A 22,556-nucleotide genomic window follows, 5' to 3' on the forward strand; every position below is an offset into this window, starting at 1 on the left:
TTCGTTATCGACCCGTTCATATAGGCACCGCATGACCGACCGAACAGCCTTGGCGCCCCTGATTTCCCTCTCCGGCGTCCATCTCAGTCTCGGCCGCGACGCGGGACGCGTGCACATCCTGAAAGGCGTCGACCTTGGGATCTCCGCCGGCCGCACCGTCGGCATCATCGGCCCGTCCGGGTCCGGCAAGTCGACGCTGCTGATGGTCATGGCCGGGCTGGAGCGCGCCGACAAGGGCAGCGTCACGGTCGGCGGTGCAGAACTCACCGGCATGTCAGAGGATGCGCTCGCCCGCTTTCGCGGCCGCTCCATCGGCATCGTCTTCCAGTCCTTCCACCTGATCCCGAACATGACCGCGCTGGAAAATGTCGCCGTGCCGCTGGAGCTTGCCGGCGTGCCGGGAGCCTTCGAGGCGGCCCGCGAGGAGCTCGCCGCCGTCGGGCTGGCCGACCGCACCGACCACTATCCGGCGCAGATGTCGGGCGGCGAGCAGCAGCGCGTCGCCATCGCCCGGGCGCTGGTGACCAAACCGCCGGTGCTGCTTGCCGACGAGCCGACCGGCAATCTCGACGAGACCACCGGCGCGCAGATCGTCGAGCTGATGTTCTCCGCCACCCGCGAGCGGGGCATGACGCTGGTCATGGTCACCCATGACGCCGCCCTTGCGCGGCGCTGCGACGAAACGATCCGCGTCCGCTCCGGCCGGATCGAGGAGATGGAAGCAGCCCCCGCCTCCGCCCCCGCCCTCGGGGAGGCGTGACCATGCACGGCGTCCACCCGGTGCCCGCCGCCGGCGGCCCGCAGCCCCCGCTTTCCCTTGCCCTGCGTTTCGCGCTGCGCGAGATGCGCGGCGGGCTGAAGGGCTTCTACATCTTCATCGCCTGCATTGCGCTCGGCGTCGCCGCGATTTCCGGTGTCGCCTCGGTCTCGCGGGCGCTGGTCGAGGGCATTTCCGCCGAGGGCACGACCATCCTCGGCGGCGACATGTCCTTCCGCCTCATCCACCGCACCGCCGATGACGCCGAACTGGCCTGGCTTCGCGAGACCGGCGAGGTGTCGCGCATCGCCACCCTGCGCGCCATGGCACGGGTGGCGGCAGGCGGCGAGCAGACGCTTGTCGAGCTGAAGGCCGTCGACGGCGCCTTCCCGCTCTACGGGGAGATGCGCCTTGCCGATGGCGAGGCCCTGGAAACCGCCCTCGCCCCGAGGGACGGCATCCACGGCGCCGTCGTCGAGCCTGAGCTTCTGGTGCGCCTCGGCCTGGAAAAGGGCGACACGATCAGCCTCGGCCGCGCCACCATCCGCATCGCCGGCACCATCGCCGCCGAACCCGACCGCCTGAGCGACGGCATCAATTTCGGCCCGCGGATGATCGTCTCCGATGCCGGCCTCGCCGAGACCGAACTGGTGCAGCCGGGCAGCCTCGTGCGCTGGATCTACCGCCTGCGACTGCCCGCCGGCACCACCGCCACGGACATCGAGCGGATCGAGGCACAGGCCAACGAGCGCTTTCCGCTGGCCGGTTGGCGGGTCCAGTCGCGCGCCAATGCCGCCCCCGGGCTGCAACGCAACATCGGCCGGCTCGCCCAGTTCCTGACGCTGGTCGGCCTCACCGCGCTGGTCGTCGGCGGCGTCGGCGTCGCCAACGCGGTCCGTGCCTATCTCGATGCCAAGCGCCCGGTGATCGCCACCTTCCGCTGCCTTGGCGCGGATGGCGACTTCGTCTTCCGCGTCTATCTGTTCCAGATCCTCTGCCTTGCGGGTCTGGGCATCGCCGCCGGCCTTGTCCTTGGCATGGCGATCCCCTTCGCCGCCGCGAGCTTCCTCGCCGCCGTGATACCGGTCAACGCCGTTGCCGCGATCTACCCGGCAGAACTGGGTCTTGGCGTCGTCTATGGCGGGCTCACCGCGCTCGCCTTCGCGCTCTGGCCGCTGGGACGCGCCCATGACGTCGCGCCCAGCCTGCTGTTTCGCGACGATGTTTCCGCCGCAAGGCGCATGCCGCGCCTGCGCTACGTGCTGGCGACCCTGGTCGCCGTCTCGGCCCTTGCCGGCCTCGCCGTGGTGCTGTCCGGCGATCTCAGGATCTCGCTCACCTATGTCGGCGCCACGATCCTCGTCTTCCTGCTCCTGATGCTGATCGCCCGTCTCATCATGCTTGTCGCCCGGCGGCTGCCGGCCCCGCGCGGCGCGGAACTGCGGCTGGCGCTCGCCAACATCCATCGGCCGGGCGCACTGACCCCTTCCGTCGTGCTGTCGCTCGGCCTCGGCCTGTCGCTGCTTGTCGCCCTCGCCCTGATCGACGGCAACCTGCGCCGCGAGCTTGCCACCACGATCACGGCGGAAGCGCCGAGCTTCTTCTTCCTCGACGTGCAGCAGGGCGAGCGCGAGGCCTTCGATGCCCTGCTTGCCCGCGAGGCGCCCGGCGCGAAGATCGACGGAGCGCCGATGCTGCGCGGCCGGATCAGTGCCGTCAACGGCGTGCCCAGCGACCAGATCGTCGCCTCGGAGGGCGGCGCCTGGGTCCTGCGCGGCGATCGCGGCATCACCTATGCGGCGACCAAGCCGGACAACGCGGTGCTGACCGAAGGCACGTGGTGGGACGAGGACCATTCCGGCACGCCGCTCGTCTCCTTCGAGGCCGATGCGGCCGGCGACCTCGGCCTCAAGCTCGGCGATACGATCACCGTCAACGTGCTCGGCCGCGAGCTGACCGCGACGATCGCCAATTTCCGCCGCGTGGAATGGGAATCGCTCGCCATCAACTTCGTCATGGTGTTCTCGCCCAACACCTTCGCCGGCGCGCCGCACACCCATCTGCGCACCCTCACATATGCCGACGGAGGCGGCGACGCGCGGGAATTCGCCCTGCTGAAAACCCTTTCCGCGCAGTTCCCGACTGTGACGGCGGTCCGCGTCAAGGACGCCATCGAGCAGGTCAACAGCCTGGTCGAACAGCTGGCCTGGGCGATCCGCGCCGCCGCCTCGGTGACGCTCATTGCCTCGGTGCTGGTGCTCGGCGGCGCGCTTGCCGCCGGCCATCGCCACCGGGTCTATGACGCGGTGATCCTCAAGACGCTGGGGGCGACCCGGGCCCGGCTGATCAAGAGCTTCGCCCTGGAATACGCGATGCTCGGCCTCGTCACGGCCACCTTCGCCGTGATTGCAGGCACGCTCGCCGCCTCCTTCGTGCTGGTCGAGATCATGGACGCGAGCTTCACCTTCCTGCCGGCAACCGCCATCGGCGCGGCGCTCGCCGCGCTGGTGCTCACCGTCGGTTTCGGGCTGATCGGCACCTGGCAGGTTCTCGGCCGCAAACCGGCGCCCGTGCTGCGCAACCTGTGACCGGCGGCGCGCGAAAACCCTGACGCTGCCCCGGCGGCGCCGCTGCGGAACCCGCCATCGCGCCCCGGCAGCTGCGTGTTTCTCCCCAGCCATGTCGGCCCGGGGGTTTCAATACGCGCATATCACGCTAGTCTCGCCGGCGTTTGGCCGCCCTGCGTTCCGGGGTGGCAGTGCCATTTCGGGGGACACCAGCATGACCACACCCGCATTCCACCGCGCGCCGAAGACACGGCTGCGCACCGCCTGCGCCGCCCTGATTGCCGCCGCGCTGGCGCTTGGCACGACGGCCGCACAGGCGGAATCGCCCTTCCACACCGGCGTCTGGCAGGTCAACGAGCCGGCCGGCGCGCGCGGCCTCGTGGTCAGCGACTGGCTGATCTTCGAGGACGGGCTGCCGAAGCGCTGGCTCTACCGCCGCGCCGGCACCAACGACCAGAACCAGTTCGACTTCCTCGTCCGCAACATGGGCGAAAACGCCTATGCCCCGGTCCAGGTCCGCGTCTATCGCACCGGCGACCACGAGATGAAGTTCACCACGTTCGAGAAGGGCAAGGAGCCGGTGGAGCACACGTCCAACCGCCTCTCGATCCCCAACTACAAGAACTCCTGCCTGTCGGTGGAGAACAAGGGCGAGCGCCTCTTCGGCTCCTGGACCGGCACGACGGCGGCCTCCTTCAAGCGCCTGCGCCTGTCGAAGACCAAGCTCACCATTGACGGCCAGACCCGCACCGTCGATGTGTCCCCGGTGCGCGTCGGCCGTCTCGGCATTGTCGAGAACGGCCAGCCGATCGCCTTCCTCACGGATGCCGGCGGCGACTACGCGGTCGTGCAGTGGTTCAAGCCCGGCGTCGACGTCGCCACGATGGGCGACCCGAAGAAGGAAATCCTCGACTTCGCCCGCGAGGAAATCGTCCGCTGGCCGGGCGGCACCTGCGACCGGCAGATCGCCTCGCGCCTGAAGGCGATGAAATAGGCGCCGGGCGGATTAACCTCCGCGAGAAAATGACAGAACGGTAATGTTCCCGGAGCCGATTGCATCTTGTTCCGGGCATGGCTTGCGCCCATATTCGGAGGGATGTGTGCGCAAGCTGGCCGGAAAGCGCCGTTTGCGCGGCACGCGAAGGGTCTCGGAGACCATCGATCGCGCGTCGATCGCCTGCATCCGATGGCCGGGGGACCGCCCGCAAGGGCTCACGTTTCAAACATAGAGAGGATTTCGATGTCGACCTTCGACCGCAATTCCAACACCAGGTACGCTGCGGCCGGCGCGCAAGCACAGGCCGGCGTCTATGACGAGGGCCTGCGCGCCTACATGCTGGGCGTCTACAACTACATGGCGTTCGGCCTTGCCATCACCGGCGTGCTCGCGCTGGCAACCGCCTATTTCGCCACCACGCAGGATTCTGCCCAGGCCGTGGCGACGCTCGGCAACGGCACGATGCTGACCCAGCTCGGCTACGCGCTCTATGGCAGCCCGCTGAAGTGGGTGGTGATGCTCGCCCCCCTCGCCATGGTGTTCTTCCTCAGCTTCAAGGTCCAGTCGATGAGCGCCTCCACGGCGCAGATCACCTTCTGGGCGTTTGCGGCGCTGATGGGCCTGTCGCTCTCCTCGATCTTCCTCGTCTATACGGGCGGCTCGATCGCACGGGTGTTCTTCATCACGGCTGCATCCTTCGGCGCGCTGAGCCTTTACGGCTACACCACGAAGAAGGACCTGTCGGGCTGGGGTTCGTTCCTGTTCATGGGCCTGATCGGCATCGTCATCGCTTCGCTGGTGAACCTGTTCCTCGCCTCCTCGGCGCTGCAGTTCGCCATCTCGGTGATCGGCGTGCTGGTCTTCGCCGGCCTGACCGCCTACGACACCCAGCAGATCAAGCAGATGTACCATGCCGGCGACAGTTCCGAGGTCGCCGCGAAGAAGTCGATCATGGGCGCCCTGCGCCTCTATCTGGACTTCATCAACCTCTTCCTGATGCTGCTGCAGCTGTTCGGCAACCGCGAGTAATCATCGCGGCCTGACAGCCGGCCAGACACCAACGGAAAAAGGGCGCGGGGAAATCACCCCGCGCCCTTTTTCGTTTTCGCTTCCCCCGCGTTTCCGCTTCCGGTGCGTTTCCGCTTCCGGTGCGTTTTCGCCGCGCCCTCGCGAGGGGGCAGGCGATATCGCTCACACCAGGCTCAGGTGACGCTTCTTTTCGAAGACCTTGAGCACCTGGGCAAGGTCGCCGCCGCGCTTCAGGATGATACCGCCGGTGCCCAGCACCGCATAGGCGCCCTGGCGGCGGGCGTTTTTCGGCACCTTCTCGATGCGGAACAGCGGCATTTCCGAACTGCGCCGGAAGATCGAGAAGACAGCCCTGTCCTTGAGATGATCGATGGCGTAATCGCGCCATTCGCCCGCCGCCACCCGGTGGCCGTAGACCCGCAGGATCTGGTCGAGCTCGCGCCTGTGAAACGCGACGATCGCACTGGCGGGGGCCGGTGCGGCGGAGCTTCGCGGGGCAGGGTCGGCAACGGCCTGCGGCCCGGCCCCGAAGCGGGATCCCTCTTCGTCGAACTCGCTCATTGCGCCTCCCGCCGTGGTGAGCCCGGATCTGGATCCGGACCCTCTGGCCCCGTCGTCACGGCCTGCGGCCGTCATCCATCCGTCATGATGGTCTCCGCGGTCCGCCTTTGGCAAGGCCCCAGTCCCGCCCCAGTCCCGTCTCCCGCCGTCGCCGTGCCGCGCCCATGCGCGCCCGGCCGGCCGGACGCGCGCGTCCGGGGCCCCGTCGAAGCTGCCCCGCCGGGCCGTCTTCGCCTTCTTTTTCAGGCCTCTGTCCGGTTCCTTGTCGATTTCATAGTTTTGCCCCAATGCAGCCCCGACGACGCCATCTTGGACCGCGAAATTGGCATCGTTGCATCAGGGATTGTCGGCAAGGCTTCGGTACGCAACAGCCCCCCAGCCCCCCGGGGTTTTGCCGCAAGAGTTCCCGGATCCGCCTCGCGGATCGGCACTGCAACCGGAAGGGCCGGCTATATGCCGGCCCTTTTCCCGTTTCAGGGGTCCCGTTCTCCGTCTCCTCCCCTTCCAGGCGATAATTTTTCCCCGTCGCACGCATCTGGCGGGGACACGTCTGTCTCGCTGGCTTTTGTCACTTGCCGATCGGCGCTATCATGGGAACATGAGTCTCGGCCTGACTGCCCTGCGCCCCGCGCGCCATGACGATGCCGAAGCGCTCGCCATCATCCACGAGGATGCCTGGCGGTCGACCTATCGGGGTGTGATCGACGGTCTCGAGCTGGAGCGGATGATCTCCCGGCGCGGGCCGAAATGGTGGCGCACCGCCCTGTCGCGCGGCGTCCGCATCCAGATCCTGGAAGTCGCCGGCGTGGCCGCCGGCTACGCCACCTACGGGCGCAGCCGGATGCGCGAACTGCCCTTCGAGGGCGAGATCTACGAACTCTATATCCGCCCCGACCACCAGGGTCTCGGCTTCGGCGCGGAACTCTTCGACGCCGCGCGCGCCGCGCTCGACCGCTCCCGCCTTTCCGGCCTCGCCATCCGCGTGCTCAAGGACAACGACGCCGCCGTCGGCTTCTATCTCAGGCGCGGCGGTCAGGTGCTGATGACCAGCCGCGAACGCATCGCCCAGACTTCGCTGGAACTGACCGTCTTCGGCTGGTTCGCCGACGACATCGGCTGAGCTTCACGCCGCAGTGCCGAGCCTGCCCACCCGCGCGATCCAGCCCTTTCGCGTCTCCAGGGTCGAACCCTGTACCGGCGAGAAGGTGCGGAAGCGGATCCCCTTGAAGCCGCAAAGTCCGAGGATCTGCGATTTCATCGCCCGGTAACCCGACGCACGCTCGATCAGGTAGAGATACCAGCGGGGCGTGTCCGCCGTCACCAGCACCTCTGCCGTACGCCCCGCAAGCAGCTTCTCGGGCAGCTTCTGGCCCGACTTGTACCGGAACGCAAAGCCCGGCAGCAGCACCCGGTCGATCATCCCCTTCAGCTTCGCCGGCATCAGGCCCCACCACATCGGATGGACGATCACCATGTGCTCGCACCAGCCGATCTTCTCCTGTACCTCGGCAAGGCAAGGCTCCAGCGGCTTGTCGGCGTCAAAGCCCGCGCCCATGTCTGGATCGAAGCTCATCTCGCACAGGCGCAGCAGTTTCACGTCGTGGCCGGCCTGCCAGGCTCCTTCCGCATAGGCGGCGGCCAGCGCCCCGCACAGGCTGTCGGGGCCCGGATGTCCGTCCAGAACCAGAATGCGTTTCGGCATTGTCTCTCTCCGATTTCGTGTATAATTGACCGCGGTCATTTTTTTGATGACCCATTTTTTGACCATGGTCAATAATTAAATCGCGCGTGTCTGGCACGACGCCGCAGCAGGAGAACGAAGGGCAGGAATGGTTGGACGTCCGCAGAAACGAACGCGTGAAACGCGCGACAGGATCCTCGCCGCGGCGCGCGAACTCTTCGACGCACGCGGCTTCGAGGACACCAGCGTCGATGCGGTGGCCGAGCGCGCCGGGGTCGCCAAGGCAACCGTCTTCGCCCATTTCAACGACAAGACCAATTTGCTGATCGCGGTGCGGATTGGCAGCCTCGACACGCTTGCCGAGGCGATGCGCGCGACGATCGACAAGGGACCGTCCGGCGATCCGGCCGATTTCCTCGCCGGCCTGTTGCATCCCTGGCTGTCGCTCTATCGCAACGACCCGGAATTCGCCCGCCTGTATCTCGCCCAGTCGACGCTCAAGGACGCGCCCTGGACCCGCCAGTTCCTCGACATCTGCTACCGGCTGGAGGAGGCCGTGATCGAGGCGGTCGCCCTGCTGCAGCGCTCGGGCGGCCTTGCCGCCGACGCCGAGCCCGTGCTTCTGGCCCAGGGGATACTGGCCTTTTTCTACCACATGATCGTCGGCTTCAGCATCGGCGCCATTGCGCAGGCCGAGGAGCAGGCCGCCATCTTCGACCGGCTCGTTGCCCGCTGGTTGTCGACCGCGCGCCCTCTTGACGGAACTGGCGTTTCCTGAAAAGTTGCAAGTGAAACTAATATTGACCGCTTCGGCCGCTTGCCGTCACCTCCAGGAGGGCTTTCCGGGGAGGACGTCGCCGGCGCGTGCGAAAGACAGGAACGGATGCCGGCGCCCGGGGATCGAGGCGTCAGGACGTCCGGATTTCAGGGAGGACAGGAATGCGCTTCAGGACCAGTTCCATCGGGCTCGGGGTTGCCGCCCTCGGGCTGTTCGTTGCCGCCGGGCTCATCGAGGCCCGCGCCGAGACGACGCTCGTCATGTCGTCCTGGCTGCCGCCCAAGCACCCGCTTGTCGAGAACGCCATGAAGCCCTGGGCCGACGATGTCGAGAAGGCAACCGAGGGCCGCGTCAAGGTGCGCGTGCTGGCCAAGCCGCTTGGCGCTCCCCCGGCCCATTTCGACATGGCGCGGGACGGCGTTGCCGACATCACCTACGGCCTGCATTCCTTTACCCGCGACGACCGTTTCCTGCGCTCGCGCATCGGCCAGTTCTCCTTCCTCGGCGACAATGCCGTGGCGGTGTCGAAGGCCTATTGGGACGTCTATGCCGGCTCGCTCGACGCCGCCGGCGAGCATGAGGGCGTCAAGCTGCTCTCGCTCTTCGCTCATGGCCCCGGCATGGTTCACAACAACCAGCGCAAGATCGAGACCCCGGAGGACTTTTCCGGCCTGAAGCTGCGCACGCCCGGCGGATACATCGCCGACCTGATGCAGGATCTCGGCGTCACCACCCAGTTCATGGGTCCGGGCGAGGTCTACGAGAAACTGTCGCGCGGCGTCATCGACGGCGTCACCTTCCCGATGGAAGCGCTCAAGGCCTTCCGTCTCGCCGATCACCTGACCCATTCGATGACCCTTCCCGGCGGCATCTACAACACCTCCTGGTTCCTGGTCGTCAACCAGGCCAAGTGGGACGCCATTTCCGACGCCGACAAGGCCGCCATCGAGGCGCTGTCGGGCGGCGCCTTCGCCGAGCGCGCCGGTGCCGTGTGGGATGCTGCCGATGCCGGTGGCGCGGCACTCGTCGCCGAGACCAAGATCGAGGTGCACGAGGCCAATCCTGCGGTGCTCGCCGCGATCAAGGAACGGGCCGCGAAATACGAGGCGGAATGGGCCGAGGCGGTCAAGGCGCAGGGCTTCGACGGGGCCGCGGCGCTCGCCACGCTCCGCTCGGCGACCGGCGTCTCCTTCTGACGCCCTGATGCCCGAGCAACCGAAAGCACCGGTCCGGCCGCGGCGCCGGACCGTGTGGGGCACGATCGAGACGGCGTTGTCGGCGGGAGCCGGCGCGCTGCTTCTCGCCCTGACATTCATCACCTGTATCGACGTCGTCGCCCGCTACTGGTTCAACGCGCCCCTGTCGGGCGCCTATGAACTGACGGAGCTGTTTCTCGCCGCCCTTGTCTTCCTCGCCCTGCCGATCACCACCGCGCGCGGCGAGCATGTCGAGGTCGACCTGATCGACGCGGTCGCGGGCGGCGCCATTTCCCGCATGGCCCGTCCCGTCACCGGCCTGCTGACGGCCGGCGTGCTCGCGCTCTTCGCCTGGCGATTGTGGGAACATGCGCTGCGCCTTGCCGGCGACGGCGCGATCAGCGACAGCCTGGCGCTGCCGATCGCGCCCGTCGCCTTCCTTGCCGCCATTGGCTGCGGCCTTGCAAGCCTGCTTGCCGCCGCGCGCGCGCTGCGCCCCGCCGCCACTGCCTGACCGGATCATCCCCCCATGACGGAATCGCTCATCGGCTTCGCCGTCCTGCTCGTCCTGATCTTCCTGAAGATGCCGGTTGCCTTCGCCATGGCGCTGGTCGGCATCGCCGGTTTCGCCCTGATGCGCGGGCTCGACGCCAGCCTTGCCATGACCGGCACGCTGGTCTTCGACGCCGGCCTCGCCTATTCGCTCTCGGTGGTGCCGCTGTTCATCTTCATGGGCAACGTGCTCGCCCGCTCCGGCGTCAGCCACGGCCTTTATGCGGTGGCCAACCACGCGACGGCGCGCATGCGCGGTGGTCTCGCCATGGCCTCGGTGATCGCCTGCGGCGGCTTTTCCGCCGTCTGCGGCTCTTCCCTTGCCACCGCCGCCACCATGTCCAAGGTGGCCATGCCCTCGATGCGCCGCTACGGCTATGCCGACAGCCTCGCCGCCGGCTCGATCGCCGCCGGCGGCACGCTCGGCATCCTCATTCCGCCTTCCGTCATCCTGATCATCTACGGGCTCCTGACCGAATCCGACATCGGCAAGCTGTTCATCGCAGGTATCGTGCCGGGTCTTGTCGGCCTCGTCTTCTATCTCCTCGCCGTGCAAGTCGCCGTCTGGCGCAACCCGGACCTCGCACCGCCGGCAACGGAGCTGGAACCGCTGACCCGGCGCGACGGGCTTGGCGTTGCCGCCCTCGCCCTGCTTTTCGCCATCATCATGGTCGGCATCTATGGCGGCTTCTTCACGCCCACCGAGGCGGCCGGCATCGGCGCCGGCACGGCGATCCCCATCTCGGCCCTGTTCGGCCGGCTGAAACTGTCGGCGCTGCTTGAGGCGATCGGCGAGAGCGCGCGGGCGACCGCGATGATCTTCGCCCTGATCATCGGCGCCGACATCTTCACGAACTTTGTCAATTTCGCCGGCCTGCCGGACGCCCTGTCCGACGCGGTCACCGGCCTGGACCTCAGCCCCTGGCTGGTGATCCTGGCGATCGTCGCGGTCTACATCCTGCTCGGCTGCGTGCTGGAAAGCCTGTCGATGATCCTGCTCACCGTGCCGGTCTTCTATCCGCTGGTCAGCAATCTCGACTTCGGCTCAGGGATGCTCGCCGATCCGGAGCTGGTGCTGATCTGGTTTGCCATCGTCGTCGTCGTGGTCACCGAGATCAGCCTGATCACGCCGCCCGTCGGCCTCAATGTTTTCGTCCTCAGGAGCGTGCTGGAGGACGTCAGCCTGACGACGATCTTCAAGGGTGTCACGCCGTTCTGGATCGCCGACATCTTCCGCCTGGGGCTGCTGATCGCCGTCCCCTGGATCTCGCTCTGGCTGGTCACGGCGATGCGCTGAGGCGCAAGCGCAACCGATTGCAGCTTGAAGTTGTTATTCGCAGGCGCAACACTTCCCCCGCCGACATAATGCCGGCGGCGGGGGAGGAGACAAAATGCCACTTGATAATACACCATTATGGTGTCATCTCTAATGGAGAAGCGGAAACCGGCCTACGACCTTGCCGTGATCAGGACGACCTTCAACCGGCCGGACCGGCTGGTGACGACGACAACGGCCCTGAAGGGCGCGGCGGCCTTGGGCATGGGCCGACAGGAGATCGTCGATGTCATCCAGGATCTGCGGCCAGCCGACTTCCACAAGTCGATGACGTCCTTTCACGACCACACGCTCTGGCAGGACGTCTATCACGGCCGAAGCGCTGCGGGGCCGGTCTATGTGAAGTTCACCGCCGGCGTCGTGACGCGGTTCCTGCTGCTGTCGTTCAAGGAGAAGTGAGATGGAGACCCTCACCTGTCCGGAAACCGGAAAGCCGATGGTGCGCGGCCTGCGCCCCGTGACGCTCTCTTACAAGGGCCGCTCCCGGACCTTCGAGATGCCCGGCTGGTATGCGGACGGTGTCGAGGAGGGCATCCATTCCGGCGAGGACATGAAAGTGTCGGACCGCGAGTTGAACCGGCTGAAGGCCGAGGCTGACAAGCTGCTGACCCCGGATCAGGTCCGCGCGATCCGCCGCAAGCTGCGCCTCTCCCAGCGCGATGCAGGCCTCGTCATCGGCGGCGGGCCGAGAGCCTTCCAGAAATACGAGTCCGGCGAAGTGCTCGTCAGCCGCGGCATCGCCTCGGCCCTGAGGCTGCTCGATCGACATCCGGAGGACGTAGACGCCCTGCGAGCGGCGATCGCCGGCGTCTGTCCCTCGGTCTGACGCCTCAACCGCGCTCGTCGAGCACCCGGCGGGCGATCACCTGCGCCTGGATTTCCGCCGCGCCCTCGAAGATGTTGAGGATGCGCGCGTCGCACAGGACGCGGCTGATCGCGTATTCCAGCGCGAAGCCGTTGCCGCCATGGATCTGCAGCGCATTGTCGGCCGCGGCCCACGCGACGCGCGCGCCGAGCAGTTTGGCCATGCCGGCTTCCAGGTCGCAGCGCCGGCCGGAATCCTTCTCCCATGCCGAGAAATAGGTGAGCTGGCGCGCCGCCATCAGCTCGCCCGCCATCATCGCCAGCTTGTCGGAGACCCGCGGGAAAGCGATCAGCGGCTTGCCGAACTGGATGCGCTCCTGCGCGTAGCGAAGTCCGAGGTCGAGCGCCGCCTGCGCGACGCCGAGCGCCCGCGCCGCCGTCTGGATGCGCGCCCCCTCGAAGGTCTGCATCAGCTGCTTGAAGCCCTGGCCCGGCACGCCGCCGAGCAGGTTTTCATGCGCCACCTCGAACCCGTCGAAGGCGATCTCGTATTCCTTCATGCCGCGATAGCCGAGCACCTCGATCTCGCCGCCCGACATGCCCGCCGCCGGGAACGGATCGCCGTCCGTGCCGCGCGGCTTTTCCGCCAGGAACATGGAGAGCCCCCTGTAGCCGGGCTCATTCGGGTCGGTGCGCGCCAGCAGGGTCATCACGTCGGCCCTGACCGGATGGGTGATCCAGGTCTTGTTGCCGTAGATCTTCCAGACATCGCCCTCGCGCACCGCCCGCGTCTTCAGCGAGGCGAGGTCCGAGCCGGTGTTGGGCTCGGTGAAGACCGCCGTCGGTAGCACCTCGCCCGAGGCGATCTGCGGCAGCCATTTCGCTTTCTGCGCGTCCGTTCCCCCGCACAGGATCAGCTCCGCCGCGATCTCCGAACGGGTGCCGAGCGAGCCGACGCCGATATAGGCCCGGCTCAGCTCCTCGGAGACGACGCACATGCTCTCCTTGCCAAGGCCGAGCCCGCCGAATTCCTCCGGGATGGTCAGGCCGAAGACGCCGAGCTCGGCCATCTGGCCGATCACTTCCAGCGGGATGTAGTCGTTCTTGAGGTGCCACTCATGCGCATGCGGGGAGACCTTGTCGGCGGCGAAGCGGCGCATCTCGCTGCGCACCTGCTCGTAGGTCTCGTCCAGCCCCGAGGCGCCGAAGATCGAGTTGCCCTCCTGCTGGCGGATCAGCTCGACCAGCCGGGCCCGGAGCGCCGGCCGGTTGCCCTCCCCGATCAGCGTCTCGATCGCCGGAGCGCGGAAGGAGGCGGCCTCCCCGGCCGAAATCCCCATGTCCGCCGGCCGCACGAACTCGCCCTGGTTCATCGGGATGCCGCCGAAGACCTGCGCCAGGTATTCGGCGAAGACGACACGCACGATCAGCTCTTCCGTCTCGCCGAACCCGCCGGCCTCGCCGAGCCGGCGCGCATAGGCGTCGAGCTGCTTCAGCGCCGCCACATAGGTGGCAAGCCAGGCAAGCCCGTGCGTCGCCCGCTGCTCGCTCTCCATCAGCGCCGGCGAGATCCGCCCGTCTTCGCTGACGCGCTCGCGAACCTTGGCCGCGGCCGCGTCCAGAAGCCCGTCCAGGGCTGCGACGGCCGCGCCCGTCAGCGTGACCGGAGCCTCCCCGGCGGCGTCACCGCCGAACTCGCTCGCTAGTGACATGCATCCTCTCCGCTCTTGTTGTCCCGGCGCCTGTCCCGGCGCCTTCGGGCGAGGCGTTCCGCGCCTGCCCTCATGTTGCAGTGCAAACCATATCGCGGGATCGCCGCGAAGCAATGCTTCTTTTGATCGATGTGAAAAGTAATTTTATTACACCCGTCTCGCGACGCAGCATGAACCGGAGCCCCGTCACTTGACCCGCGCCGATGCCTCGCCCACAAGCGAGGCATGAGTGTCCTGCATGCAATCCGCGCCCTTTTCGCGACGATCTACGACGCCGTCATGCACATGACCGGCGATGACGGCTTCGCGCTTGCCAGCCATGTGGCGCTGTCCTCGCTGCTGGCGCTGTTTCCGTTTCTGATCTTCGTTGCCGCGCTCACCGGCTTTCTCGGCATGTCGGACCTGGCCGACCGCATCGCCATGCTGCTCTTCGACGCCTGGCCCGAGCAGGTCGCCCGCCCCATCGCCCGCGAGATCGAGGTGGTGCTGACCCAGCCGCGCGGCGACATCCTCACCTTCGGCATCGTCGCCGCGCTGTGGTTCGCCTCCAACGGCGTCGAGGCGCTGCGGGTGGCGCTCAACCGCGCCTATGGCGTTGCCGAGACGCGCGGTTACCTCTTCCTGCGCTTGCAGGCGCTGCTGCTCGTGCTGTTCGGCACCTTCGTGCTGATCAGCTTCGCCCTGCTCATCATCGTCGCGCCGCTGGTCTGGCAGGCGGCGATCGCCCATGCGCCGCTGCTGGAGCCCTTTACCGCCCGCCTCAACCTGTCGCGCTACGTCATCGCCTCGCTGCTGACATTCGGCGGCCTCTTCGCCGCCCACGCGCTGCTTCCGGCCGGCCGCCGCCGCATCCTCGACATGCTGCCGGGCGTCGCCGCGACACTGGTGCTGTGGCTGGTGTCCGGCGCCGCCTTCGGCGCCTGGCTCGCCGGTTTCGCCAACTACGTCTCCACCTATGCGGGACTGGCCGGCGTCATGACGGCGCTGGTCTTCCTCTATCTCATCTCCATCTGCTTCGTCTTCGGCGGCGAGCTCAACGCCGCCATCCTGCGCCGCAGGGCAAGGCGCGCCGCGCGCCCCGCCTGACACGCAAGCTCAGGCACGCAAGCTCAGGCAGGCGTGCGCCGCGTGCCGATCCGCCTTTCGCGGATCATCAGCAACGCCCCCACGACCAGCGCCGCACCGGCGATCTGCACCGGTCCCAGCGTCTCTCCGAACAGGAAGTAGCTCTCGATCGCGGTTGCCACCGGCACGAGATAGAACAGGCTCGCAACGCGCGCCGCGCTGCCGCGCTTGATCAGCACCATCAGGAGCAGGATGGCGCCGATCGACAGCACCAGCACCAGCCAGGCAAGCGCGAACACCAGCTCTCCCGACCAGGTGATCCGCCAGCTTTCCGCAAGCGACAGCGGCACCACCACCGCCAGCGCCCCGAAATACTGCACCAGGGTGCCAGGCACCAGGTCGATGCCCCCGGCGAAACGCTTCTGGTAGACCGTGCCGAAGGCGATGCCCGCCACCGCCACCAGGCAGACAAGCGCGTTCTCCGCCGTCAGCCCGCTGGCGTCGACGCCGATGCGCGGGCCAACCACCAGCATCAGCCCGAGCGCGCCGACGGCCAGCCCCGCCCAGTGCCTGCGCGCCACCGTCTCGCCGAGGATCGGCCCGGCGAGCAGCGCGGTGAGCAGCGGCTGCAGCCCCAGCACCAGCGCCGAAATGCCGGCCGGCATGCCGTTGTCGATCGCGTAGAAGATGCCGCCGAGATAGACGCCATGGATCAGCGCTCCGGCAAGGAAGCAGTGGCCCCATTCGCGCGCCCGCCGCGGCCATGCCGCGCCAAGCATCAGGGCCAGCACCAGCAGCGGCGGCACGACCAGCGCGAAGCGGATGCTCAGGAAGGCGAAGGGATCGATATAGGGCGCGCCGAGCTTCGAGCCGATGAAGCCCGTCGACCAGAGCAGTACGAAGATGCCGGGGGCAATCTTGTCGAGAAGAGAGCGCAAGGGACAATCCGGTTCTTTGGAAGAATCGCGATGACCTTGCCGTGAGGCAATCTGCCGCAAGGTCACAAATGAGATATCTTCAGTGGAATTTTAACCTTCATGAGGAATTCTGGCACGGGCAACGGATCGCAGTCGAGGTACGCCAGTGTCGCGTTTTCAGGGTTTCGCGTCGGTCTCGAACATAGTCGGACGGCTGTCCGTTCGCATCAGGATTTTTCTTCTCATCGCGATCACCATGACCGGGCTGGCCGCCATCGGCGGCGTCTTCTGGTGGAGCCAGGCGAGCGTCGAGCAGGCCTTCAAGCGGGCCGAGAGCTATTCCGGCCTCGCCAGCGGCGTCGCCGACCTTGCCACCTCCGCCAGCGCCATGCGCGTCACCGAAAAGACCTATCTGAGCGCGCCATCCGCTGCCGGATACGACCGGTTCACGGCCCAGGTCGTCACCGCGCGCGAACAGGTCTCGCGCATCGAGGAGCTGACGGCCGCCGCTCCCTATGCCGCCGAGATCGCCCAGGTGAAGACCGCGCTCGGCGATATCGAGGCCACCTTCCGCGACCTTCACGCCACCCAGCAGAAAGTCGGCCTTGTCGACGGCACCGGGGTCACCGGCGGGGCGCTCGGTGCCCTCACCGAGAACGGCGATGCGCTCGTCTCCCGCGTGCAGAAGGAAGCCCGGTTCAAGCGGTCCCCGGAAACGGAGAAACTCGCCGCCGCCGGCTCGGACCTGCAACGCACCGAAAAAACCTATCTGCTTGCCCGAAGCGACGTCAATCTCGGCAATTTCGAGGTCGCGGCCGCCCGCATCGAACGCACGCTGGCCAAGGCCAAGCTGGAAGCCGCGACGGCCGCCGAGCTCGGCGAGACGCTGACCGCCTACCGCGCGGCCTTCGATGCCTACACCGCAGCCGGTGCCGAGCGCACCGCGCATGTGGAGAAACTGGAAGCCTTTTTCGACGTGTTGCCGCCCTACCTTGCGCAGCTCAAGCAGGCCGCCGATGGCGGACAGGCCGGGGCTGCCCGGGCGCTTGCCAGCGGCCGCGACATCGCCGCCGTGATGATGATGACCATCATGGCCGTGATCGTTGCCGTCCTGCTCGTCGCCGGCATTGTCATCGGCGCCTCGATCTCCGCCCCGCTCGCCGCCCTGCGCCAGGCAATGGACCGCCTCGCCGCCGGCGAGACCGACGTCGCCCTGCCTCCGGTCAACGGCCGCACCGAGCTTGACGCGATGGCCGCCAGCGTCGTCGTCTTCCGCGACAACGCCATCGACCGCGAGAAGCTGGCCGGCGACCAGCGCGCCGAAAACACGGCCCGCGACGCCCGCATGCGCCATCTCGACACGCTCATCGCCGGCTTCGAGGCAACCGTCGGCGATGCGCTGTCGCATCTCGACCAGGCCGCGGAAGAGCTCGCCGGCGCGTCCGACAATCTCGACGAGGCCGCCGGGCGTGCGGCCGACGAGGCAACCCTTGCCGGCGATGCCGTGCGGGTCGCCGCCGACAACGTCACCTCCGCGGCCTCCGCCTCGGAGGAGCTCAACGTCTCCATCGCCGAGATCGCCGACCAGGCCAACCGCTCCACCAAGGTCGCCGAAAAGGCCGTGGCCAGCGCCCGCGACACCGGCTCCAGCATGGGCGAGCTGTCGCGCACCGCCGACCGCATCGGCGAGGTAATGGGGCTCATTCGCGAAATCGCCAACCAGACCAACCTCCTGGCCCTCAACGCGACGATCGAGGCGGCCCGTGCCGGCGAGCACGGCCGGGGCTTCGCCGTCGTCGCCGCAGAGGTCAAGGACCTTGCCGGACAGACCGCGAAGGCGACCGAGGACATCGCCCAGCAGGTCGAGGCCATCCAGCAAGCCTCCGCCAACGCCGTCATGGCGATCGGCGATGTCGAGCAGATCATCGTGCAGATGAACGACATTGCCGGCTCCGTTGCCGATGCCGTCGGCCAGCAGAGCATCGCGCTGCGCGAGATCACCGAAAACGTCGCCCGCGCCTCGGAGCGCTCCGGCACCGGCGCCGAGGCCATGGGCCGCGTCAGCGGCGCCACCGAGCACGCAAGGGGCACCGGCACCCTTGTCGGCGATCTTTCCGACACGCTCGGCGACCAGGCACGGCGGCTGCGCAAGGAAATCGGCACCTTCCTGGAAAGCGTTCGCGCCGCCTGAACCCTTCGGGTTCATCGCATCCGCCAACCGCGTTTCGCCGCCCCGCCCGTGTCATCATCGACCGGTCATGCCATCTCCCCGACGCGCGGCACCTCGCCGCGCGTCTTCCTGTCTGCGGCCACGGGACTTGGCGGGCGCGGCCCCTCCGTGATACGTCGCCACAGTGCGCAAGCGGAGGATCGTGAATGCAGGACAGCATCGTCATCGTCGGAGCGGGCCAGGCCGGCGCCCAGGCCGCGCAATCGCTCCGGGCGGGAGGCCATGGCGGCCGCATCACCCTGCTCGGCGAGGAACCGCATCCCCCCTATCAGCGTCCGCCCCTGTCGAAGAAGCATCTCGCCGGCGAGATCGGCGACGAGGCGCTGCATCTGCGCCCGCCGAGCTTCTACGAGCAGAACACGATCGACTGCCGCTTCGGTGTCGCCGTCGAGGCCATCGACCGGGAGGCCCGCGCCGTGATCCTCGCCGACGGCGAGCGCATCCCCTATGAGCGGCTCGTGCTGGCCACCGGCACGCGGCCCCGCGCCCTGCCGATCCCCGGCGCGGAGCTTGCCGGGGTCGTCACCCTGCGCAAGATTTCGGATGTCGAGGCGATGCGCCCGCTGCTGAAGGCGCCCGGCCGCATCGCCATTGTCGGCGGCGGCTATATCGGGCTGGAGGTCGCCGCCGTCGCCCGCGCCATGGGCCACGAGGTCACCGTCGTCGAGGCCCAGGACCGGGTGATGAAGCGCGTCGTCTCGCCCTCCGTCTCCGCCTATTTCGAGGCCCTGCACAGCGAGCGCGGCGTCGCCTTGATGCTGAACACCGGCATCACCGGCTTTTCCGGCACGGACCGTGTCGAGGCAGTGCAGCTCGCCGACGGCGGCAGCCTTGCCTGCGACATGGCCCTCGTCGCCGTCGGAGCCGTGCCCAATGACGAAGTGGCGGCCGCCGCCGGCATCGATGTCGATGACGGCATCCTCGTCGATGGCAGCGGCGAGACCTCCGATCCCTCGATCCATGCCGCCGGCGACTGCACCCGCTTCTTCTCGGCCCTCTATGGCCGCTCGATCCGGCTGGAAAGCGTGCAGAACGCCATCGACCAGGCCAAGGCGGTGGCCGGCGCCATTCTCGGCGCCGATGCCGACTACGACCCGGTGCCGTGGTTCTGGTCCGACCAGTACGCCACCAAGCTGCAGATCGCCGGCCTGTCGCAGGGCCATGACGAGGCCCGCACTTTCGGCGATCCCGCCTCGGGCAGCTTCTACGTCGCCTATCTGCTGGAGGGAAAGCTCGTCGCCGTGGACAGCATCAACCATCCGCGCTCGCACATGATGGCGCGCCGCGCCATCGGCAAGACCTTCGAGGAAGGCCTGCTGCCGCCGGTGGGGTGAGAGGCGGGCCCGGCCGATACGGCTGAAGCCGGTTTCGCAACGCGGACCGGGGAGCACGAAGCGGGATATCGGGGCGGGCGCTCAGTCCGCCTCCGCCTCCAGCGCTTCCATGTCGTCGTCGGACAGGCCGAAATGATGGCCGATCTCGTGCACCAGCACATGGGTGACGATGCCGCCAAGCGTCTCCTCGTGGGCGCACCAGTAGTCGAGGATTGCCCGCCGGTAGAGCCAGACCCGGTTCGGCATCCGCCCGCTCCAGCTCTCGGCCCCGCCCTGCGCCAGGCCGACGCCCTCGAACAGGCCGAGCAGCTCGAACGGGTCCTCGATGCCGAGCCCGTCCAGCGCCTCGTCATCGGCGAAATCAGCGACACGGATCTCGATGGCCCCGCACAGGTCGCGGAATGTCTCGGGGAGTTCCTCCAGCGCCTTTTCGGCAAGCCCCTGGAAATCGTCCAGCGACGGAGCGGCGACCTCCTGCCAATCCCTCGGCAAGCCGGCACCGACACCCTCCCCGCCGTCCGCGCGTCGTCCCATGGCGTTCTCCCCGAGGCTCAGAGATAGGTCCAGATCAGGTAGGCGACGAGGCCGAGCGCGAAGACCGCCCCGGCCGAGCGGCCGATCCTGCGGCCGAGCCGTTCGATCGGATCGTCGTCACCGGCCGCGCCACCGCCGCGCGAGGCGCCCTCGAACGTCGTCCGCAGCACCGTCTCGCTTTCGCGCTCGGCCCGCGCCAGCGTCGCTTGCGCCTCCCGCTGGCGGGCCTCGTCGCGCGCCTTGCCGCCGCCGACCTTGCCGGTTTCCTTGCCCGCGCCTTTGTCCCCGTCGCCGCTCACGACGACGTCCCCCGGCGCAGCATCGCCGCGGCGACGAGCCCCAGCAGCGCCAGCCCGGCCGAGATCACGGCGTTCCAGCCGGCGAAGGACAGGCCGAACATCCGCCAGCTCGCCTCGGTGCAGCTCACCACCCGGGTGGCGCGCAGCGCGTTGAGCATGTTGGCGGCCGAATCGGGCGCCGCGGTGCCGCCGCCGCAATCGCTCGGCCCCGTCCAGAACCCCCATTCGGCGCCGGCCTGGTAGACGCCGAGCGCCGCCCCGTAGGCAAACACCGCCGCCACCGCCAGAAGCAGCAAGCCAGCCGCCATGCGCCGCGATGCACCCGCCGCCGGGGCGGCCATCAGCGCCAGGGCCAGCACGGCCAGCGGCAGGCCGACATAGTAGGGAACGCGCTGCTCCAGGCAGAGCTTGCAGGGCACATACCCGCCGATCAGCTGAAAGCCCCAGGCTGTCAGGATCGAGGCCAGCCCCCCGGCGATCACCAGCGCCGTCACGCGCAGGGCGCGCGCCGCGCGGCTGTCGGAGGAGATGCGGCTGTCCGGGGACCCTGCAGGGCTCATGCTGTCAACCTCGTCACAGATATCGGATGGCGATGAAGCCGCCGACCAGCCCGACCACGAACACCGTGAAGACGAGCCCCAGCCGCTGCTCGATGAAATGCCGGATCGGCGGGCCGAACAGGTAGAGCAGGCCGGCGACGGCGAAAAAGCGCAGGCCCCTTGCCAGCACGCTCGCCACCATGAAGACCAGAAGGTTCAGGTCCGTCGCCCCGCTGGCGATGGTGATCACCTTGTAGGGGAACGGCGTGATGCCGGCGATGAAGACGATCCAGGCACCATATTCGTTGAAATTGGCGCTGAACGCCTCGAACTTGTCGAGATAGCCGTAAAAGCCCAGGATCGGCCGCGCCAGCTGGACGAAGAGCAGGGCGCCGATGGCATAGCCCAGCGCCCCGCCAAGCACCGACGTCACCGTGCACAGGAGCGCGTAGGAGAACGCCCGCGCCCGCCGCGCGATCACCATCGGGATCAGCAGGATGTCCGGCGGGATCGGAAAGAACGAGCTTTCGGCGAACGAAACGGCGCCAAGGGCCACCGGCGCGCGGGGGCCGGAGGCGAGCGACATGGTCCAGTCGTAGAGGCGGCGCAACATGGCGCGTAATTAGCCGGAAGCGCGCCCCTTGTCACCATATTCCGGTGCGGCCATTGAGCCTGTGGGTACGGGCGGTCCGGGCCGGAGGTTTCAATTGACGGCATCGGCGCGATGGCTATGATCGCGCCGTTTCCTGCGGGCCCCCGTGGCGGAATTGGTAGACGCGACGGACTCAAAATCCGTTTCCCTAACCGGAGTGTCCGTTCGAGTCGGACCGGGGGCACCATCGGCCGGAACGCAGGCCCTCCGGAAAGCGACATCTCCGGACCCCTCCCCGTCGGAAACCGGCCGCCGGAAGGCCCGCCCATGTCATCCGTTTCCCCCTCTCCCGCCTCCCCGTCCCCTGAGGAAGACCGCGCCGCGCGCCTTGCCGTCATCGAGACCTGCCGGCGCATGAACGCCCTCGGCATCAACCAGGGCACATCCGGCAACGTCTCGCTGCGCCATGGCGAGGGGTTCCTGATCACCCCCTCGGGCATCGACTACGATGCGATGGTCCCGGAGCAGGTCGTGCCGGTCCATCTCGACGGCAGCTATTCCGGCGACTGGCTGCCCTCGTCGGAATGGCGGATGCATTTCGACATTTACGCCTCGCGGCCCGAGGCCGGCGCCGTGATCCATACCCATTCGCCGCACGCAACCGCGCTCTCCTGCCTCAGGATCGAGATCCCGCCCTTCCACTACATGATTGCCGTTGCCGGGGGTAAGACGCTGCGCACCGCCGCCTACGCCACCTTCGGCACGGCGGAGCTGTCGCACGCGATGCTCGCCGCGCTGGAGAGCCGCACCGCCTGCCTGCTCGCCAATCACGGAATGATCTGCTTCGCGCCCCGCCTCGACAAGGCGCTCTGGCTTGCCGGCGAGATCGAGGCACTGTGCCGGCAATATGCGATCGCCCGAAAGGTCGGCGAACCCGTCATCCTGTCGGATGCGGAAATGAACGAGGTGATCGCCCGCTTCGCCACTTATGGAAAGCAGCCGGGCGAGCTTGACGGCACCGGCGTTGCGGCCGTCGAGGCTCCCCGGCGCCGGACGTGACGTCCCGCACGCCGGCC

General features: G+C 67.9%; 23 protein-coding genes and 1 tRNA gene. 16 read left to right on the forward strand and 8 right to left on the reverse strand.

Annotation, left to right across the window (positions count from 1 at the left end):
* Window positions 1–31 precede the first annotated feature (31 nt).
* The 4 genes from ACQY46_RS01760 to ACQY46_RS01775 all read left to right on the forward strand — a co-directional run bounded on the left by ACQY46_RS01760 (window position 32) and on the right by ACQY46_RS01775 (window position 5,350).
* Window positions 32–760 (forward strand): ABC transporter ATP-binding protein, encoded by a 729-nt coding sequence (locus ACQY46_RS01760; protein ID WP_428698603.1) that lies wholly within the window; start codon window positions 32–34, stop codon window positions 758–760.
* Between the two features lie 2 nt (window positions 761–762).
* Window positions 763–3,345: an ABC transporter permease gene (locus ACQY46_RS01765; RefSeq protein ID WP_428698604.1), complete on the forward strand. Its 2,583-nt coding sequence runs from the start codon at window positions 763–765 to the stop codon at window positions 3,343–3,345.
* Between the two features lie 193 nt (window positions 3,346–3,538).
* Complete coding sequence (locus ACQY46_RS01770; RefSeq protein ID WP_428698605.1) at window positions 3,539–4,318, forward strand: hypothetical protein; 780 nt, start codon at window positions 3,539–3,541, stop codon at window positions 4,316–4,318.
* Window positions 4,319–4,564: 246 nt separating this feature from the next.
* Entirely contained in the window at window positions 4,565–5,350 is a 786-nt protein-coding gene (locus ACQY46_RS01775; RefSeq protein WP_428698606.1) for a Bax inhibitor-1/YccA family protein, read from the forward strand.
* A gap of 162 nt (window positions 5,351–5,512) precedes the next feature.
* Here ACQY46_RS01775 and ACQY46_RS01780 read toward each other — a convergent pair whose 3' ends face one another.
* Complete coding sequence (locus ACQY46_RS01780; RefSeq protein WP_428698607.1) at window positions 5,513–5,911, reverse strand: DUF2794 domain-containing protein; 399 nt, start codon at window positions 5,909–5,911, stop codon at window positions 5,513–5,515.
* Window positions 5,912–6,509: 598 nt separating this feature from the next.
* Between ACQY46_RS01780 and ACQY46_RS01785 the strand changes: the two genes are divergently transcribed.
* Window positions 6,510–7,031 (forward strand): N-acetyltransferase family protein, encoded by a 522-nt coding sequence (locus ACQY46_RS01785; RefSeq protein ID WP_428698608.1) that lies wholly within the window; start codon window positions 6,510–6,512, stop codon window positions 7,029–7,031.
* Between the two features lie 3 nt (window positions 7,032–7,034).
* Here ACQY46_RS01785 and ACQY46_RS01790 read toward each other — a convergent pair whose 3' ends face one another.
* Complete coding sequence (locus ACQY46_RS01790; RefSeq protein WP_428698609.1) at window positions 7,035–7,613, reverse strand: NAD(P)H-dependent oxidoreductase; 579 nt, start codon at window positions 7,611–7,613, stop codon at window positions 7,035–7,037.
* A gap of 127 nt (window positions 7,614–7,740) precedes the next feature.
* On the opposite strand from ACQY46_RS01790, the gene ACQY46_RS01795 reads away from it, so the two are divergent.
* The 6 genes from ACQY46_RS01795 to ACQY46_RS01820 all read left to right on the forward strand — a co-directional run bounded on the left by ACQY46_RS01795 (window position 7,741) and on the right by ACQY46_RS01820 (window position 12,280).
* Window positions 7,741–8,370, forward strand: coding sequence for a TetR/AcrR family transcriptional regulator (locus tag ACQY46_RS01795; protein WP_428698610.1), 630 nt, complete (start codon window positions 7,741–7,743; stop codon window positions 8,368–8,370).
* Window positions 8,371–8,531: 161 nt separating this feature from the next.
* The gene (locus ACQY46_RS01800) at window positions 8,532–9,566 is read left to right on the forward strand and encodes a TRAP transporter substrate-binding protein (protein WP_428698611.1); all 1,035 of its coding nucleotides are present in this window, start codon (window positions 8,532–8,534) and stop codon (window positions 9,564–9,566) included.
* Window positions 9,567–9,618: 52 nt separating this feature from the next.
* On the forward strand, window positions 9,619–10,080 hold the full coding sequence (locus ACQY46_RS01805; protein ID WP_428698612.1) for a TRAP transporter small permease: 462 nt from the start codon (window positions 9,619–9,621) through the stop codon (window positions 10,078–10,080).
* Window positions 10,081–10,095: 15 nt separating this feature from the next.
* Window positions 10,096–11,415, forward strand: a complete 1,320-nt coding sequence (locus ACQY46_RS01810; RefSeq protein WP_428698614.1) for a TRAP transporter large permease — start codon at window positions 10,096–10,098, stop codon at window positions 11,413–11,415.
* A gap of 132 nt (window positions 11,416–11,547) precedes the next feature.
* Window positions 11,548–11,853, forward strand: a complete 306-nt coding sequence (locus tag ACQY46_RS01815; RefSeq protein ID WP_428698615.1) for a type II toxin-antitoxin system MqsR family toxin — start codon at window positions 11,548–11,550, stop codon at window positions 11,851–11,853.
* Between the two features lies 1 nt (window position 11,854).
* Window positions 11,855–12,280, forward strand: a complete 426-nt coding sequence (locus ACQY46_RS01820; RefSeq protein WP_428698616.1) for a type II toxin-antitoxin system MqsA family antitoxin — start codon at window positions 11,855–11,857, stop codon at window positions 12,278–12,280.
* 4 nt (window positions 12,281–12,284) lie between these two features.
* Here the strand turns inward: ACQY46_RS01820 and ACQY46_RS01825 are convergent, their stop codons facing one another.
* Window positions 12,285–13,970 carry an acyl-CoA dehydrogenase family protein gene (locus ACQY46_RS01825; protein ID WP_428698617.1) on the reverse strand — a complete coding sequence of 562 codons (1,686 nt, stop codon included), beginning with the start codon at window positions 13,968–13,970 and terminating at the stop codon, window positions 12,285–12,287.
* 225 nt (window positions 13,971–14,195) lie between these two features.
* Here ACQY46_RS01825 and ACQY46_RS01830 point away from each other — a divergent pair, with 225 nt between their 5' ends.
* A complete protein-coding gene (locus ACQY46_RS01830) occupies window positions 14,196–15,056 on the forward strand; it encodes a YihY/virulence factor BrkB family protein (protein WP_428698618.1) in 861 nt (286 codons plus the stop codon).
* 23 nt (window positions 15,057–15,079) lie between these two features.
* Here ACQY46_RS01830 and ACQY46_RS01835 read toward each other — a convergent pair whose 3' ends face one another.
* The gene (locus ACQY46_RS01835) at window positions 15,080–15,973 is read right to left on the reverse strand and encodes a DMT family transporter (protein ID WP_428698619.1); all 894 of its coding nucleotides are present in this window, start codon (window positions 15,971–15,973) and stop codon (window positions 15,080–15,082) included.
* A 235-nt stretch (window positions 15,974–16,208) separates the two neighbouring features.
* Here ACQY46_RS01835 and ACQY46_RS01840 point away from each other — a divergent pair, with 235 nt between their 5' ends.
* Together ACQY46_RS01840 and ACQY46_RS01845 are read left to right on the forward strand one after the other, a co-directional pair.
* A complete protein-coding gene (locus tag ACQY46_RS01840) occupies window positions 16,209–18,143 on the forward strand; it encodes a methyl-accepting chemotaxis protein (protein ID WP_428698620.1) in 1,935 nt (644 codons plus the stop codon).
* A gap of 185 nt (window positions 18,144–18,328) precedes the next feature.
* Window positions 18,329–19,516: an NAD(P)/FAD-dependent oxidoreductase gene (locus ACQY46_RS01845; protein WP_428698621.1), complete on the forward strand. Its 1,188-nt coding sequence runs from the start codon at window positions 18,329–18,331 to the stop codon at window positions 19,514–19,516.
* 81 nt (window positions 19,517–19,597) lie between these two features.
* Here ACQY46_RS01845 and ACQY46_RS01850 read toward each other — a convergent pair whose 3' ends face one another.
* Genes ACQY46_RS01850 through ACQY46_RS01865 form a run of 4 tightly spaced genes read right to left on the reverse strand, consistent with a single transcriptional unit; the run spans window position 19,598 to window position 21,501 of the window.
* The gene (locus ACQY46_RS01850) at window positions 19,598–20,050 is read right to left on the reverse strand and encodes a metallopeptidase family protein (protein ID WP_428698622.1); all 453 of its coding nucleotides are present in this window, start codon (window positions 20,048–20,050) and stop codon (window positions 19,598–19,600) included.
* 17 nt (window positions 20,051–20,067) lie between these two features.
* Window positions 20,068–20,349, reverse strand: coding sequence for a hypothetical protein (locus ACQY46_RS01855; protein WP_428698623.1), 282 nt, complete (start codon window positions 20,347–20,349; stop codon window positions 20,068–20,070).
* Window positions 20,346–20,909 (reverse strand): disulfide bond formation protein B, encoded by a 564-nt coding sequence (locus ACQY46_RS01860; RefSeq protein ID WP_428698624.1) that lies wholly within the window; start codon window positions 20,907–20,909, stop codon window positions 20,346–20,348. Before ACQY46_RS01860 ends, ACQY46_RS01855 begins: the two co-directional genes overlap by 4 nt.
* 13 nt (window positions 20,910–20,922) lie before the next feature.
* Window positions 20,923–21,501, reverse strand: a complete 579-nt coding sequence (locus ACQY46_RS01865; protein ID WP_417769324.1) for a YqaA family protein — start codon at window positions 21,499–21,501, stop codon at window positions 20,923–20,925.
* Between the two features lie 139 nt (window positions 21,502–21,640).
* On the opposite strand from ACQY46_RS01865, the gene ACQY46_RS01870 reads away from it, so the two are divergent.
* Together ACQY46_RS01870 and ACQY46_RS01875 are read left to right on the forward strand one after the other, a co-directional pair.
* Window positions 21,641–21,727, forward strand: a tRNA-Leu gene (locus ACQY46_RS01870).
* Window positions 21,728–21,807: 80 nt separating this feature from the next.
* Window positions 21,808–22,539: a class II aldolase/adducin family protein gene (locus ACQY46_RS01875; protein WP_428698625.1), complete on the forward strand. Its 732-nt coding sequence runs from the start codon at window positions 21,808–21,810 to the stop codon at window positions 22,537–22,539.
* Window positions 22,540–22,556 lie beyond the last annotated feature (17 nt).

Origin of the sequence: Stappia sp. (genome assembly GCF_965276915.1) — a bacterium.
Taxonomy (GTDB): domain Bacteria; phylum Pseudomonadota; class Alphaproteobacteria; order Rhizobiales; family Stappiaceae; genus Stappia.